Annotated in this window: 16 protein-coding genes; 4 read left to right on the forward strand and 12 right to left on the reverse strand. The window is 64.6% G+C overall.

Annotation, left to right across the window (positions count from 1 at the left end):
* Positions 1–146: 146 nt before the first annotated feature.
* Positions 147–938 carry a CAP domain-containing protein gene (locus PE058_RS17550; RefSeq protein WP_271028979.1) on the forward strand — a complete coding sequence of 264 codons (792 nt, stop codon included), beginning with the start codon at positions 147–149 and terminating at the stop codon, positions 936–938.
* 1,006 nt (positions 939–1,944) lie between these two features.
* Here the strand turns inward: PE058_RS17550 and recO are convergent.
* From recO to rpoZ, 9 genes are all read right to left on the reverse strand, one after another.
* Positions 1,945–2,688 carry a DNA repair protein RecO gene (recO, locus tag PE058_RS17555; RefSeq protein WP_020085198.1) on the reverse strand — a complete coding sequence of 248 codons (744 nt, stop codon included), beginning with the start codon at positions 2,686–2,688 and terminating at the stop codon, positions 1,945–1,947.
* A 60-nt stretch (positions 2,689–2,748) separates the two neighbouring features.
* Positions 2,749–3,108 (reverse strand): hypothetical protein, encoded by a 360-nt coding sequence (locus PE058_RS17560; protein WP_020085197.1) that lies wholly within the window; start codon positions 3,106–3,108, stop codon positions 2,749–2,751.
* Complete coding sequence (era, locus tag PE058_RS17565) at positions 3,108–4,055, reverse strand: GTPase Era (RefSeq protein WP_020085196.1); 948 nt, start codon at positions 4,053–4,055, stop codon at positions 3,108–3,110. The genes PE058_RS17560 and era overlap by 1 nt, the downstream gene beginning before the upstream one ends.
* A complete protein-coding gene (gene rnc, locus PE058_RS17570) occupies positions 4,048–4,755 on the reverse strand; it encodes a ribonuclease III (protein WP_026867905.1) in 708 nt (235 codons plus the stop codon). Before rnc ends, era begins: the two co-directional genes overlap by 8 nt.
* Positions 4,756–4,800: 45 nt before the next feature.
* A complete protein-coding gene (gene lepB, locus PE058_RS17575; protein ID WP_020085194.1) occupies positions 4,801–5,580 on the reverse strand; it encodes a signal peptidase I in 780 nt (259 codons plus the stop codon).
* 253 nt (positions 5,581–5,833) lie between these two features.
* The gene (gene acpS / locus PE058_RS17580) at positions 5,834–6,253 is read right to left on the reverse strand and encodes a holo-ACP synthase (protein ID WP_020085193.1); all 420 of its coding nucleotides are present in this window, start codon (positions 6,251–6,253) and stop codon (positions 5,834–5,836) included.
* Positions 6,250–7,029: a pyridoxine 5'-phosphate synthase gene (locus tag PE058_RS17585; RefSeq protein ID WP_020085192.1), complete on the reverse strand. Its 780-nt coding sequence runs from the start codon at positions 7,027–7,029 to the stop codon at positions 6,250–6,252. The genes acpS and PE058_RS17585 overlap by 4 nt, the downstream gene beginning before the upstream one ends.
* A 73-nt stretch (positions 7,030–7,102) precedes the next feature.
* Positions 7,103–9,352: a RelA/SpoT family protein gene (locus PE058_RS17590; protein ID WP_020085191.1), complete on the reverse strand. Its 2,250-nt coding sequence runs from the start codon at positions 9,350–9,352 to the stop codon at positions 7,103–7,105.
* 117 nt (positions 9,353–9,469) lie between these two features.
* Positions 9,470–9,898, reverse strand: a complete 429-nt coding sequence (rpoZ, locus tag PE058_RS17595; RefSeq protein WP_020085190.1) for a DNA-directed RNA polymerase subunit omega — start codon at positions 9,896–9,898, stop codon at positions 9,470–9,472.
* 444 nt (positions 9,899–10,342) lie between these two features.
* On the opposite strand from rpoZ, the gene PE058_RS17600 reads away from it, so the two are divergent.
* The 3 genes from PE058_RS17600 to PE058_RS17610 all read left to right on the forward strand — a co-directional run bounded on the left by PE058_RS17600 (position 10,343) and on the right by PE058_RS17610 (position 12,295).
* Positions 10,343–10,984, forward strand: coding sequence for a LabA-like NYN domain-containing protein (locus PE058_RS17600; RefSeq protein WP_271028980.1), 642 nt, complete (start codon positions 10,343–10,345; stop codon positions 10,982–10,984).
* Between the two features lie 119 nt (positions 10,985–11,103).
* Complete coding sequence (locus PE058_RS17605; RefSeq protein ID WP_026867904.1) at positions 11,104–11,775, forward strand: uracil-DNA glycosylase; 672 nt, start codon at positions 11,104–11,106, stop codon at positions 11,773–11,775.
* Between the two features lie 100 nt (positions 11,776–11,875).
* A complete protein-coding gene (locus PE058_RS17610) occupies positions 11,876–12,295 on the forward strand; it encodes a DUF3775 domain-containing protein (protein ID WP_020085187.1) in 420 nt (139 codons plus the stop codon).
* A gap of 66 nt (positions 12,296–12,361) precedes the next feature.
* On the opposite strand, the gene PE058_RS17615 is transcribed toward PE058_RS17610, so the two are convergent.
* The 3 genes from PE058_RS17615 to smpB are packed head-to-tail and all read right to left on the reverse strand — an operon-like array spanning position 12,362 to position 13,958.
* Positions 12,362–12,907, reverse strand: a complete 546-nt coding sequence (locus tag PE058_RS17615; protein WP_020085186.1) for a peroxiredoxin — start codon at positions 12,905–12,907, stop codon at positions 12,362–12,364.
* Positions 12,904–13,479, reverse strand: a complete 576-nt coding sequence (locus PE058_RS17620) for a peroxiredoxin (protein ID WP_020085185.1) — start codon at positions 13,477–13,479, stop codon at positions 12,904–12,906. The genes PE058_RS17615 and PE058_RS17620 overlap by 4 nt, the downstream gene beginning before the upstream one ends.
* The gene (smpB, locus tag PE058_RS17625; RefSeq protein ID WP_020085184.1) at positions 13,479–13,958 is read right to left on the reverse strand and encodes an SsrA-binding protein SmpB; all 480 of its coding nucleotides are present in this window, start codon (positions 13,956–13,958) and stop codon (positions 13,479–13,481) included. The genes PE058_RS17620 and smpB overlap by 1 nt, the downstream gene beginning before the upstream one ends.
* Between the last annotated feature and the right edge of the window lie 11 nt (positions 13,959–13,969).

Here is a 13,969-nt window from a genome sequence, read left to right on the forward strand (position 1 = left end):
CGTCTGGTTACTGCTCCCGGCGGCGGCTCTCAAGTGCAGCCGCGCCACAAGGCTCTTTCAAGTTGCAACAACACACAAATCTCTGTTCGGGGCAACCTAAGGCGCCGATTTCCACAGCGGGCGCGCCATTTTGCGCAGCCATTTTCGTGTGGGCTTTCCCGGACCGCCGCCTTGTGTTCGCCGCTGTCGCGGACGATTTTGAGCAGGATCGTCATAACCCGCAGCGAGCCATGCCCGCCGTTCTTCCCGATACGCCGACCGTCGAAGCCGCAATCATCGAAATGACAAACGCCTATCGCGGGCGCCAGCAGCTCGGCTCGCTCCGGCAGAGCCCGGCGCTTACCCGCGCCGCGCGTGCCTATGCGGCCTATCTCGCGAAAAACGGGCAATTCTCGCATACCGCCGACGGCCGCCAGGCCGGCGACCGCATCACCTCGGCGGGCTACGACTGGTGCCAGATCGGCGAGAACCTCGCCCTCAACGAGGACAGCCGGGGCTTCGAGCCGCGGGCACTCGCGCAGCGCTCCGTCGAAGGCTGGATCAATTCGCCGGGCCACCGCGCGAACATGGTGGCGCCCAACGTCACCGAGATCGGCGTAGGCGTTGTGAGCGCGCCGGGCAAGTATCCGAAGTTCATCTCCGTGCAGCTCTTCGCGCGGCCGAAATCGCTCGAATACGAGTTCCAGGTTTCGAACACGACACGCCAGAGCATCGGCTACACGTTCAACGGCGAGGCGCACGAGATCAAGCCGTCGTATGCGGTCACGCACTCCTCATGCAATCCGAGCGAGATCTCGTTCGACAGCTACGGCGAGGGTTTCAGCGCCCAGCGGCTTTCCATGCGCTACGAGGCGCTGGACGGGCTTGTCTACATGCTCAAACCCGACCCAGCCAACGGCGTGCGCGTCGAGATCGCGCCGCGCGAGCGCATCCGGTAGCGGCGTCTCTGTCCGAGTGACACGTCGGCAGGCCCGACAGCAACCCCTGCTTCCGGCGTGTCTGGATCCCGATCTTCATTGGGATGACGTCGAAGGTGGGTATATGGCGCAAACAAACAACATCGTCACCTCGACGGAGGTCGGGTTCCAGACACGTGTGCAGAAGGATCGGACTTCTCGCCCATCTCGTAGCAGCGCCGACACGAAATGAAGGCCTCCAAGCCTTCGACAGAAACTCTGCTTCCGGCGCGTCTGGATCCCGATCTTCATTGGGATGACGTTGAAGGTGGGTATATGGCGCAGACAAATAACATCGTCACCCGACGGAGGTCGGGGTCCAGACACGTGTGCAGAAGGATCGGGCTTCTCGCCCATCTCGTAGCAGCGCCGACACGAAATGAAGGCCTCCAAAGCCTTCGACAGAAACTCTGCTTCCGGCGCGTCTGGATCCCGATCTTCATCGGGATGACGTCGAAGGTGGGCATGCGGCGCAGACAAACAACCTCGTCTCCCCGACGGAGGTCGGGGTCCAGACACGTGTGCAGAAGGATCGGACTTCTCGCCCATCTCGTAGCAGCGCCGACACGAAATGAAGGCCTCCAAGCCTTCGACAGAAACTCTGCTTCCGGCGCGTCTGGATCCCGATCTTCATCGGGATGACGTCGAAGGTGGGCATGCGGCGCAGACAAACAACATCGTCTCCCCGACGGAGGTCGGGGTCCAGACACGTGTGCAGAAGGATCGGACTTCTCGCCCATCTCGTAGCAGCGCCGACACGAAATGAAGGCCTCCAAGACTTCGACAGAAACTCTGCTTCCGGCGCGTCTGGATCCCGATCTTCATCGGGATGACGTCGAAAGTGGGCATGCGGCGCAGACAAATAACATCGTCACCTCGACGGCGGTCGGGGTCCAGACACGTATGCGGAATAGGATCGGGCCACAGTGCGCCATTCGGGAACGGCTTGCGGAGGCCGAGGGATGTGGCCTTCGGCAGGTTAGCAGTCTCACCGCGTGCCGTGGGGCTCGGCGAGGCGTTTCAGCAGCGCGAGCATACGGCTTCGGGCTTCCGGCATCTCCTCGTCTCTCTGGCGAAAGACGCGCGTTTCCAGGAAGTGGCCCGTCAGCGCGAACCCGCCTTCGATATCGCCCGGCCCGAGCGCCGACTGCCGGCCGGGGCGCAAAAACTGCGGGAGAGGCAGGAGCTTGTCGCGGTAGGGCTCTCCGGCGGACGCAGACACCGCGCGGCCGGTTTTGGGAGACACATAGATCAGATCGTCGTTGATGCCGGTTGCGGCGCATTGCGTGAGATCGAGGCCGAAGCCCAATTCGTCCAGCAGCGCCAGCTCCCAGCGCGCGAGCAGCGCCGGCCAGACGCTCACGTCATCCAGGTAGGCGAGCACGAACAGCGTCACCTCGTAGAGATTGGGATGCGGATCGCGTTCGGGCAGCAGGCGCGCCAACGCGCAAAGCGACGTGAGCCCGGCGAGGGCTGCCGCATCGTCCATGGCGGAGGCGGCATAGCCGCGGATCAGCTCGACGTTCATGTGGCCCAGATGATCGGCAAGGCGCGCTTTCCAGGCGACATCCACGTGATTGCCGATCTGGAGCACGGGGCGTGTGCGACGCGAGCGCCCGCCGTGCACAAGACCCAGATGGCGGCCGTGCGCGCGCGTCAGGATCTCGACCACCGCCGCGGTCTCGCCATGGGCGCGGACTGAGAGAATCACACCTTCATCGGACCAGTTCATAGGCGGGTTATAGCCGACTTACCCCGTTTCGCAGCATTTCGCGCGTGGCGGCGGGCTCGCTCAGATGCCGATACGGTTCTTGCGCAGCTCGCGGCGATCGGGCGCCTGCTCGATGGTGCAAGGGGCGGCGCGGGCCAGGCACTCGAAGGACCCATCGCTCCGCGGCAGACAGGCCAGCGTCTTCTCCGCCGCAAGCCGCCAGCTGCCATATTCCTCGCCGTGGGCGAGCGCCTTCGATTTCCAGACCGCCAGCGCTGCCGCCCGCGCGGTGTCCTCGGAGGTTCCGGTCACGAGCCCGCTCGAAACATGCGGCTCGCAAATGCGGACGGCCGCGCCCGCCTTCCGCGTGCCCGACACACCAGCCGCCGCCGTGATGAGCGCCAGGCCGAAAAGCGGCACGGTGCCCGGGCGGGGCGGCATCAATCCTCCTTCGGGAATTCGAGCCCCATCTCGCGGTACCGCTCAGGATCGCGATCCCAGCCTTCGCGCACTTTCACGAACAGAAAGAGATGGACCGGCTCGCCAACGATCTCGGTCAGCTCCGTGCGGGAGGCTTGCGAGATCTTCTTGATGGTCTGGCCACCCTTGCCGAGCACGATGCTCTTCTGGCTGTCGCGCTCGACGTAGATCACCTGCTCCACGCGGACGGACTTGTCGCGCAGCGTCTTCCAGGACTCGGTCTCGACCGTGATCTGGTAAGGCAGCTCGTCGTGCAGGTAGTTGTAGATCTTCTCGCGCGTGACCTCGGCCGCGAGCTGGCGCACGGGAATGTCCGACAGCTCGTCCTCGGGATAGAGCCAGGGTCCTTCCGGCACCTGCTGTGCCAGATAGCGCTTGAGCTCTGCGACGCCATCGCCGTTCAAGGCCGCAATCATGAACACGCGCTCGAACGGGAGGCGGCCCGAGAGATCCTGCACCAGGGCGAGCAGCTTCCCCTTGTCTTCCACGCGGTCGATCTTGTTGAGGACAAGAATGGCCTTTTTCCGCGTCTCGGCAGCCAGCCTGGAGACCAACTGCTCCACGTCCTCGTCGATCCCTTTCGCGGCATCGACCAGAACAAGCACCTGATCGGCATCGGCCGCGCCGGCCCAAGCGCTCGCGACCATCGCTTTGTCGAGGCGGCGCTTCGGCGCGAAGATACCTGGCGTATCGATGAGCACGAGCTGGCTCGCGCCTTCCATGGCGATGCCACGGATCTGGATCCGGGTCGTTTGCACCTTGCGTGAGATGATCGTGACCTTGGCGCCGACCAGCGCGTTGACGAGGGTCGACTTGCCCGCATTGGGCGCACCGATGATGGCGATCACGCCGCAGCGGTGCGGCTCATCCGTTTGCGGGGGCGCCGCGGCTTTGGGGGCATCAGCCAAGAGGACGTTTCTCCATCACACCTTCGCGCTCCAGTAGCGCAGTCGCGGCTGCCTGCTCGGCTGCCCGTTTAGAGGCGCCTTCGCCGCGGGCTGGCGCCTTGCCCTTGATGCGCACCTCGGCGGTGAAGCGCGGCGCGTGATCGGGCCCGGTCCGCTCCACCTCGACGTAGTTCGGAAGCTGCAGCCCCTGCCCCTGCGCCCACTCCTGCAACGCAGACTTGGGATCGGCGGCGGCATGGCCGAACGAGACTTCCTCATTCTCCCACAGACGGCGAACCACGTCGCGCGCCTTGTTGAAACCGGCTTCGAGAAAGATGGCGCCGAGGACGGCCTCGACGGCGTCGGCAAGGATGGTGCCCTTAAGTCGTCCGCCGCTCCCCGCCTCGCTTTCCGAGAGCATGAGATAGTCGCCGAGCCCAAGTGCGCGTCCGACGTTCGCACAGGTTTCGCCGCGGACAAGGCGATTGAGATGGCGGGCAAGCTCGCCTTCCGTCGCGGCCGGATAGGCGGCCTCCAGCATCTCGACGATGGCGAGGCCCAGCACGCGGTCGCCTACGAATTCGAGCCGCTCATTGTCCTCGCGCACCTTCTTCGCGCCGCGCAGGCTCGCATGCGTGAGAGCGCGCTCGAGCAGCGCTTCGTTCTTGAAGCGGTAGCCGAGCTTTTTCTCGAGATCCTTGTACTTGCGGGCTTTGAACATCGAGCCGGTATCCTGGCTCAGATCTCCGAGCCGAGCCTTCAAAAATCAGCGAACGAGATTAAAAAAGCGGCTCCAGCGGATGTCGAACGGCCACGTCCAAGGGGAGAGCCAGCGCATGGCGTCGGGCTCGTCCACGGCGGCCGAGAAGAAGATGATCTCGGCACGTCCGATCAAATTCTCGAACGGCACATAGCCCACGGACGCGCGGCTGTCGGCGGAGTTGTCGCGGTTGTCGCCCATCATGAAGTAATGACCGGGCGGCACCTTGAAGACTTCGGTGTTGTCGAAATCGCCGGCCGGCTCGAGATCGAGCACGGTGTACTTCAGACCTTCGGGGAGGGTCTCCTCGAAGCGCTTGTAGACCACGCGGCGGCAGTGACGGAAATACGGGTCGCACTCGGTGTTGGCGAATTCGTCCTTGTACACCTTCGGCACCGGAGTGCCGTTGATGTAGAGGATGCCGCTCTTCATCTGGATCTCGTCGCCCGGAAGGCCGATCACGCGCTTGATGTAGTCGAGGCTCTCGTCCTGCGGCAGGCGGAAGACGACCACGTCGCCGCGCTTGGGCTCGGCGGCGAAGATGCGGCCCGAGAACAGGTGCGGGCTGAAGGGGAACGAGAAACGGCTATAGCCGTACGACAACTTCGAGACGAAGAGATAGTCGCCGATCAGCAGCGTTGACTTCATCGAGCCGGACGGAATGTTGAACGGCTGGAAGAAGAACACGCGCACGACCATCGCAATGGCGAGGGCCTGTACGACGATTTTCGCGGTCTCAGCCCAGCCGGATCCCGCGCTGGCCTTGGAGTTCGTTTCCAGGCTCATCTCCTGCTCCCAAGAGCGCGATCATTTTTGATCGAAGCGATCAAACATGGTCGCGCTCTACATCAAAAGTTCCGGCCCCGGTTCACACATCGGAGTGATCGATCCGACGTGGCCCCAGTCTCGCCTTGCCAGCCACGCAGCAGGCGCCCGCAAAAGCCCTGCTCGCTATAGCGATTAAGCGAGCTCCGTGCAAACAGGGGTGCGGCGTGGTGACGCCCAGCCCCCAAGGACATCCCTGCTTCGCCCCCGAATGTCAGCCCGCCGTGTGGCTAAATCCAGCCGGGAGCGCAGATATGATGACGACGGCTTCCGCGAGCGGAAAATCGTCCGTTAGTGTCAGGTCGATCCGCGCGATGAATCCCGAGGGCGTAATACTGGCCAATTGCTGCGCTGCACCACCCGTCAGCGCCAGGGTCGGACGCCCAGACGGCAGATTGATGACACCCATGTCGCGCCAGTAGACGCCGTTATGGAATCCGGTGCCGAGGGCCTTGGCGCAGGCTTCCTTCGCGGCAAAGCGCTTGGCATAGGACGCTGCGCGGGTGGCGCGGCGGTCGGACTTGGCCCGTTCGATATCGGTGAAGACGCGCTCGAGGAAGCGCTCGCCGAAACGCTCCAGGGTGGACTCGATGCGACGAATGTCGACGATATCGTTGCCGAGTCCGATGATCACGCGCTGACCTGGCCCGAGACCTTGAGCCTCGCCTCGTCCATCAGAGAGCGCATACGCTTCACCGCGGCGTGCAGACCGCCGAAGATGGCTTCGCCGATGAGAAAATGGCCGATGTTCAGCTCGACCACCTCGGGCATACGGGCAAGGGGCGCCACGGTATTGAAGGTGAGGCCATGGCCGGCATGCACCTCAAGGCCCAGGGCCGCGGCGCCGGTCGCCGCTTTCGACAGGCGCTCGATCTCGGCGGCCACGCCCTTCGCGTCGTCGGCGGCCGCGTGCTCGCAATAGGTGCCCGTGTGCAGTTCCACGATGTCGGCGCCGAGGGCCGCGGAGGTCTCGATCGCGCGCATGTCGGGCTCGATGAACAGGGAGACGCGAATGCCCGCCGCCTTCAAGTCGCCGATGATGGGGGCGAGCGACGCCTTCTGGCCGACCACGTCCAGGCCGCCTTCCGTGGTGCGCTCCTCGCGCCGCTCGGGCACGAGGCAGCAGGCGTTCGGCACGTGGCGGAGCGCGATGGCGAGCATCTCGGGCGTTGCGGCCATCTCGAGATTGAGCGGGCGCGTCAGCTCCGATTTGAGGCGCGCGATGTCCGTATCCGAGATGTGGCGGCGGTCCTCACGCAGATGTGCCGTGATGCCATCGGCGCCTGCCTCCACCGCAAGATGGGCGGCGCGGAGCGGATCGGGATGACGGCCCCCGCGCGCGTTGCGGATGGTGGCCACGTGGTCGATGTTCACACCCAGACGTAGAACGTTATACGGACTCCGCGTCATAGCCCCTTCATCCTGGCTCTAGCTTCTCTCGCTCGTGGCGCATTCCACGGCCCTCCGGCGGGCCGGGGGCGCATTATTCAAACACACGTTCAACCTTGCTGACCACCGCTTTTGCCTTGAGGCCGTTGATGATCTGGTTCAAGTGCGCCAGATCCCAGACCTCGAGACCGATACGGAGCTCGGTGAAATCCGATGCCCGGCGGATCATTTTAAGGTTGTCGATGTTGCCGCCGGACTGGCCGATGACGTCGGCGATCTCGGCAAGCGTGCCGGGCCGGTTGGGAGCCGTCACGCTGATCAATGCCGGGAAACGCTCGGGATTTTCGGGGTCGATGTCCCAGGCCACGTCGATCCAGCGCTCGTGCTCGAACTCCTGGAGGCGGGGCGAGTGGATCTGGAACACGCGGATGCCCTCGCCCGGCGCCAGAACGCCCACGATGCGGTCGCCCGGCACCGCGCCACCGGCCTCGAACAGCACGGGCATGTCGTTCCTCACGCCGCGGATCGGAATGCCGCGGACCCGGCCGGTCGGTGCCGTGCCGGTATCAGAATCGGAGGAGCCGCCGAGGCGCAGCTTGTTGGTGGCGGCACGCGTGAGGCTGAGCCAGCCCTTCGCGGATTTCGAGGTGTCTTCCGCACGCGGCGGCGCCGCAAGCGCAGCGGCGGCGAGCTCCGGCGCGATAGCCCGCAGCACGTCTTCGATCTTCACCTCGTTGCGCGCCACGGCGGCCAAGGCATCCTCGAGACTTTTCTGGGAGAGGCGCGGCAGCGCCTTCTTCAGGCGCTCATCCGAGTAGGCCTCTCCGATGCGTTCGAAGGCGGAGATCAGAAGCCTGCGACCAAGCTCTGCGTACTGGCGGCGAATGGCGTCGCGTGCGGCGCGGCGGATGGCGGAACGCGCGCGCCCGGTGACCGCCAGGCTTTCCCAGGCGGCAGGGGGCGTGTGGGTCTTCGAGGTTTGGATCTCGACCTCATCGCCGTTGCGCAGCCGCGTGTCGATCGGCACGTGGCGGCCGTTGACGTAGGCGCCGACGGCGGCGTTGCCCACGTCGGTGTGGACGGCGTAGGCGAAATCGAGCGGTGTCGCGCCACGCGGCAACGCGATGAGGCGGCCCTTGGGCGAAAAGCAGAAGACCTGATCCTGGAAAAGCTCGAGCTTGGTGTGCTCCAGGAACTCCTCGGGGTTCGATCCTTCGAGCAGTGTTTCAACGAGATGGCGCAGCCACTGATACGGCCCGCTCTCCTTGTCGGAGAATGCGAGGGTCGCGGTGTTGCCGCCGTTCATCTTCTGCGCGTCCTTGTAGACGGCATGGGCCGCCACGCCGTACTCGGCCACGTTGTGCATGGCGCGGGTGCGGATCTGAAGCTCGACGCGCTGATGGCGGGGGCCGACCACGGTGGTGTGGATCGACTGGTAGTTGTTCTGTTTCGGCGTCGAGATGTAGTCCTTGAAGCGGCCCGGCACGGTGCGCCAGGTCGTGTGGGCGACGCCCAGAACGCGGTAACAGTCGTCGATGGTGCCGACGACGACGCGGAAGGCGTAGATGTCCGAGAGCTGCTCCAGGCTGATCTGCTTGTTCGCCATCTTGCTCCAGACGGAGTAAGGCTTCTTCTCGCGCCCCGACACCTCCGCATCGATGCCGACGTCGGCGAGCCGCTTCTGGAGCGCGTTGGCGATGTCCTCGACCAGCCCTTCGTTCTTGGCGCGCAGCTCCTCGAGCTTCTCCGTCACCGTCTTGTAGGCTTCGGGGTGCAGCCAGCGGAAGGCGTGCTCCTCGAGCTCCTCGCGAAGTGCCTGCATACCCATGCGGCCGGCGAGCGGCGCATAGATCTCGAGCGTCTCCTCGGAGTTGCGCTTGCGGCTCTCGGGCTTCATGTGCTCGAGCGTGCGCATGTTGTGCAGGCGATCGGCGAGCTTCACCAGAAGCACGCGGATGTCGCTCGAAATCGCGATCAGGAGCTTGCGGAAATTCTCGGCCTGCTCGGCCTTCTTCGAGACCAGATCGAGCCGCTTGATCTTGGTGAGCCCATCAACGAGGGCGCCGATCTCGGGCCCGAAGAGCTGATCGATCTCGGCGCGGGTCGCGTCGGTGTCCTCGATCACGTCGTGCAGCAGCGCGGTGACGATGGTGGCGTCATCGAGCTTGAGATCCGTCAGGATCGCAGCCACTTCGAGGGGATGGGAGAAATAGGGCGCGCCGGAAGCGCGCTTCTGGGATCCATGCGCGCGCATCGCATAAACGTAGGCACGGTTGAGGAGCGCCTCGTCTGCAGTCGGGTCGTATTTCTGTACTCGCTCGACGAGCTCGTACTGACGCATCATGGGCCGCACACACTCCCGGCGTCGAAGAGGGCGCCCTCAGGTCCGTCGAACCGGACCCGGGCGCCCTGAAGAGAGCCACTCACATCGGTGGTCGAGCGATATGCCCGCGATGCGGTTTTAGCGGCCGCGCTCGCGGGGACCGCCGCTGCCGCCGTTGGAGGACGGCTCGGACGGGGTCATGCTTTCAAGGCCGCGCAGAAGCTGCTCCTCGGTGAGCACGTCGACCTGGGTATCCGCGGACTGGTCGTCGCGGCCAAGGATCGGGCTGCGGCGCTCCTGCGGCAGAACGGGTGCCGCGGCCGCTTCCGGCTCGTCGACCTCGACGTTCTTCTGGATCGAGTGGATCAGAGACTCGCGCATGTCCTCCGGCGGAATAGTCCGCTCGGCGATCTCGCGAAGCGCCACCACCGGGTTCTTGTCGTTGTCGGGGTCGACGGTGATTGCGCTGCCGTTGGCAATCGACCGGGCCCGATGAGCCGCCAGAAGAACCAGCTCAAACCGGTTCGGAACCTTGTCGACGCAATCCTCGACTGTGACGCGTGCCATTCGCTAGCACCCCTCTCTCGTCTTGCTCATGATGCGGAATGAAATCCGATAGCTGCCAGGATCCTTAACAGGGTCCGGCGCGCCGCTCCAGCCCGCTTAAGTGACATGAAATCGGCAGGCTCGCAAGTCGGCGGCCAGAGATACGGACCGCGAACGCCCTTTGCGGATACAAAATGCGAATTAATCAATTGCAAACGCGCGCACGCACCCCATCTAGAAGTAGCATAAAGAAACTAAACACTGTGCGCGAACTTGGCGCGGCAGGTGTTCGTCGGGTGGGGCAATTTTTTCCGCCTGCCCAATGTCATTCGTGACAGATTGCGCTTAGTCTTCCGATCGTCGATGATGATCCGCTCTCGTGAGCTAGACTGGATGGCGCAGTCTCGCTTTTGCCGGCGCGCAGCGGACGCTGTGGGCGCCTGGTCCGTTCAAGGAACATAAGAAATGCACTTTTATCAAGGCGAACGCGTTGCTCTTTTCATTGATGGGGCCAATCTTTACGCCACTTCCAAAGCCTTGGGATTCGACGTCGACTACAAGCGCCTGCTCGCGCTCTTCCGTCAGAAGGCCCACTTGGTGAGAGCACTCTATTATACCGCCCTGTCGGAGGATCAGGAGTACTCCTCGATTCGTCCTCTGATCGATTGGCTCGACTACAACGGCTTCACCATGGTCACGAAGCCGACGAAGGAGTTCACCGACGCCTCGGGCCGCCGCAAGGTGAAGGGCAACATGGACATCGAGCTGGCCGTGGACGCCATGCGGCTCGCCGATACGCTTGACCACATCGTTCTGTTCTCGGGCGACGGCGATTTCCGCGGCCTGGTGGCGGCTCTTCAGCAGAAGGGCAAGCGGGTCAGCGTCGTTTCGACGCTGCAGACCCAGCCGGCCATGGTCGCCGACGAGTTGCGGCGCCAAGCAGACCAGTTCATCGACCTTGCCGACCTCGAACAGCTCATCGGGCGGGACGCGTCCGCGCGTGTGAGCCGCGAATCGCGCTCATCCTCGGGCCGTGGCCTGGGGCAGAGCCATCGCGAGACCCACGCCTATCACGACAACGACGACGTTTCGCAGGAAGAGGTCTAACCGGCAGCGGGTATCCGGCATACGGCGAGCGGAGAGCCACAGGCTTCCGCTCGCCGCGTGCTTCCTGCCAGCCATCCAGGGCCACTCAGCTCGTTACTCCGGCACTCACGAACCCGGCCATGGCCCGCCCCTCTTCTCCCACGCTCCCCGACTATACTCCCGAGGCGCCCCGCGACTGTCCGCGGTGCCCGAGGCTCGTGGCGTTCCGCAACGAGGCCGCCCAGGCGCAGCCCTCGTGGTTCAACGGCGCGGTGCCCTCGTTCGGCAACGCTGACGCACGTCTGCTGGTCGTCGGTCTCGCGCCGGGGCTGCGGGGGGCCAATCGCACCGGACGCCCCTTCACCGGGGACTATGCAGGCGATCTTCTTTATTCGACGCTTCTCGCCTTCGGCTTCGCGCGCGGCACCTATCGGGCCGATCCCAACGACGGGCTTCGCCTCGTCGATTGCATGATCACGAACGCGGTGCGCTGCGTGCCGCCTGGGAACAAGCCGCTGCCGGAGGAAATCCACACCTGCCGCGGCTACTTCTCTGCCCGGCTCGCCGCACTTCCGAAGCTCAAAGCGCTGGTGGTGCTCGGCCGGGTCGCCCACGACCAGACCCTTTCCACGCTTGGCCTCCGCAAATCGCAGTTCGCGTTTCGGCACGGCGCACGCCATCAGGCGGGTACGCTGACCATCTTCGACAGCCTCCACTGCTCGCGGCTCAATACCAACACGGGCCGGCTCACCACCGAGATGTTCCACGCCGTCTTCCGGGACGTGCGACATTTTCTCGACGAGCTTCCGTAGCTGCCGCGGCCGCTTTCCTGCGCGTCTCCCCCTTCAACGCCGGGCGCTCAACGCTTATCATCGCGCCGGTCACATGCGGAGAGACCGGGAGACACGCTCTATGGCAGCCAAAGCATCGCTTGAAATTGCACCCGAGAAGGTGGCGCACGTCATCATCAAGGCACGCGAGCTGGATGCCAAAGTGGGGGCCTGGAACGCCTCCACCGAAGAGGGCGATGCCGACGAGGACCCGAGCGCCATTCTCGAAGATTTCGCATCTGATCCCACTCTCGCGGAGTTTGCGGGCTTCATCGATGCGCTGAACGACGACGAGCAGGCGAACCTGGTGGCGCTGGCCTGGATCGGGCGCGGCACGTTCGAGGCGGAAGAGCTGGAAGAGGCCGTCGAGACCGCGCGGGCCGAGAAGGTGAATTCGACGGCGAGCTATCTGCTCGGGCTGCCTTTGCTTTCGGATTATCTCGAAGAGGGCCTCGAGAAGCTCGGCTTCTCGGCAGGCGATATCGAAAGCGACGTGCTTTAGAGGCAGTAGGCAGTAGGGGATGCGAGTTTCGCTCGCTGAAGCGCAACAAGCCCCTCTCGTCCGCCGCTACCGGACGTCCAGCACCGCGAGCAGGTCACCGGCGTGTGTATGTGGCGGGTGCACGGGATAGATCGTGCGCTCGATCCTTCCGTCGCGCAGGACAAGCGTGAGCCGCTTCAAGTAGGTCACGCCACCCGTCTCGAACACCGGCAGACGAAGCGCCTCGCGCAGTGCGCCGGATGCATCCGACAGCAAGGGAAACGGCAGGCCCACGCGCGCCGCGAACTCCTGCTGATCGGCTGTCGTCTGTCCGCTGAGGCCCAGCACTCCAAAACCGGCGGAACGGAAATCCTGCCAACAATCACGGAACCCCTCGGCTTCCGGCGTCGAGCCGTGAGCACCCTTGATGTCGTCCCAGTGAGGCGGATTAGGGAGGCCGGGACGGCCGGTCCAGGGATAGACGAACAGGACAGTGCGCCCGCCGAGCTGTGCGAGATCGACGGCCGTTCCGTCAGTCGCGGGCAGCGGCAGGCTCGGCAGCGCGAGACCGGCTGCGAGATGGCGGGCGCCCTCATCGCCGTCGGGCGCGGGATAGGGCCAGGGTGCCGTCATTTCGGGTTGGCCGCGAGCCAGGCGAGAACGTCGCCCGCGTTCCGGTCCGGCGGGAATACGGGGTAGAACACGCGCGAAATGACGCCGTCATCGACGATCAGAGACATGCGCCGGATCATCGCTTTGCCTTCGACCTCCATTGTCGGGAGCATCATGGCACGCGTCAGCGCCAGCGCGTCGTCCGAGAGCAGCGGGAACGGAAGATGCAGGCGCTCGGCCGCCTCTTTCTGCTCGGCCACGGTCTGGGTGGACAGGCCGAACACGGCGGAGGCGCCCGCGCGTTTCAGCTCCTCGTGCAGATCGCGAAAGGCACAGGCCTGCGGGGTGCATCCGCGCGCGCCCGGAATGCCGTCCCAGCCGTCGGGAAGCGGGACGCCCGGTGTCGCCGTCATGGGATAGGCAAAGACGACTGTTCGCCCCGCCATGTCGGCAAGAGTGATCTCGCCGCCGGATGTCGATGGAAGCGCGACGCGCGCGAGGCGGGCTCCGGCGAGATGGCTGGCCCCACCGTCGTCCACCGGAGGCGGCAGCTTGGACCAATCGATGCCTGGCAAGCCTGCGGCCTCAGCCATCAGCCCTTTTCCCGCATGATGCGGGCCTTCTGCCGGTTCCAATCACGCTTGGCGGCGGTCTCGCGCTTGTCGTGCAGCTTCTTGCCCTCGGCGAGCGCGAGCTTCAGCTTCGCACGGCCGCGTGCGTTGAAATAGAGCTCCAGGGGAACGATGGTCATCCCCTTGCGGTCGACGGCGTTGAGCAGCTTCGCGAGCTCGCTCTTGTGCAGGAGAAGCCGGCGCTTGCGGCGCGGCTCATGCTGAAAGAAGCGGCCCGCGTCCTGATACTCGGGGATGTACGCGTTGATCAGGCAGAAGCTGCCGTCGTCCTCGAAGGACGCGTAGCTTTCCGCAATGTTGGCCTGGCCCGAACGCAGGCTCTTCACCTCGGTGCCCTTCAGCTCGATGCCGGCCTCGTAGGAATCGGAGATGAAATACTCGTGGCGGGCCTTCCGGTTCTCTGCCACGAGCCGGCGGCCGTCGTCCTTCTTGGCCGACATTGTTCTTTCCT

Source organism: Hyphomicrobium sp. DMF-1 (assembly GCF_027886585.1).
In the GTDB taxonomy this organism is placed as follows: domain Bacteria; phylum Pseudomonadota; class Alphaproteobacteria; order Rhizobiales; family Hyphomicrobiaceae; genus Hyphomicrobium_C; species Hyphomicrobium_C zavarzinii.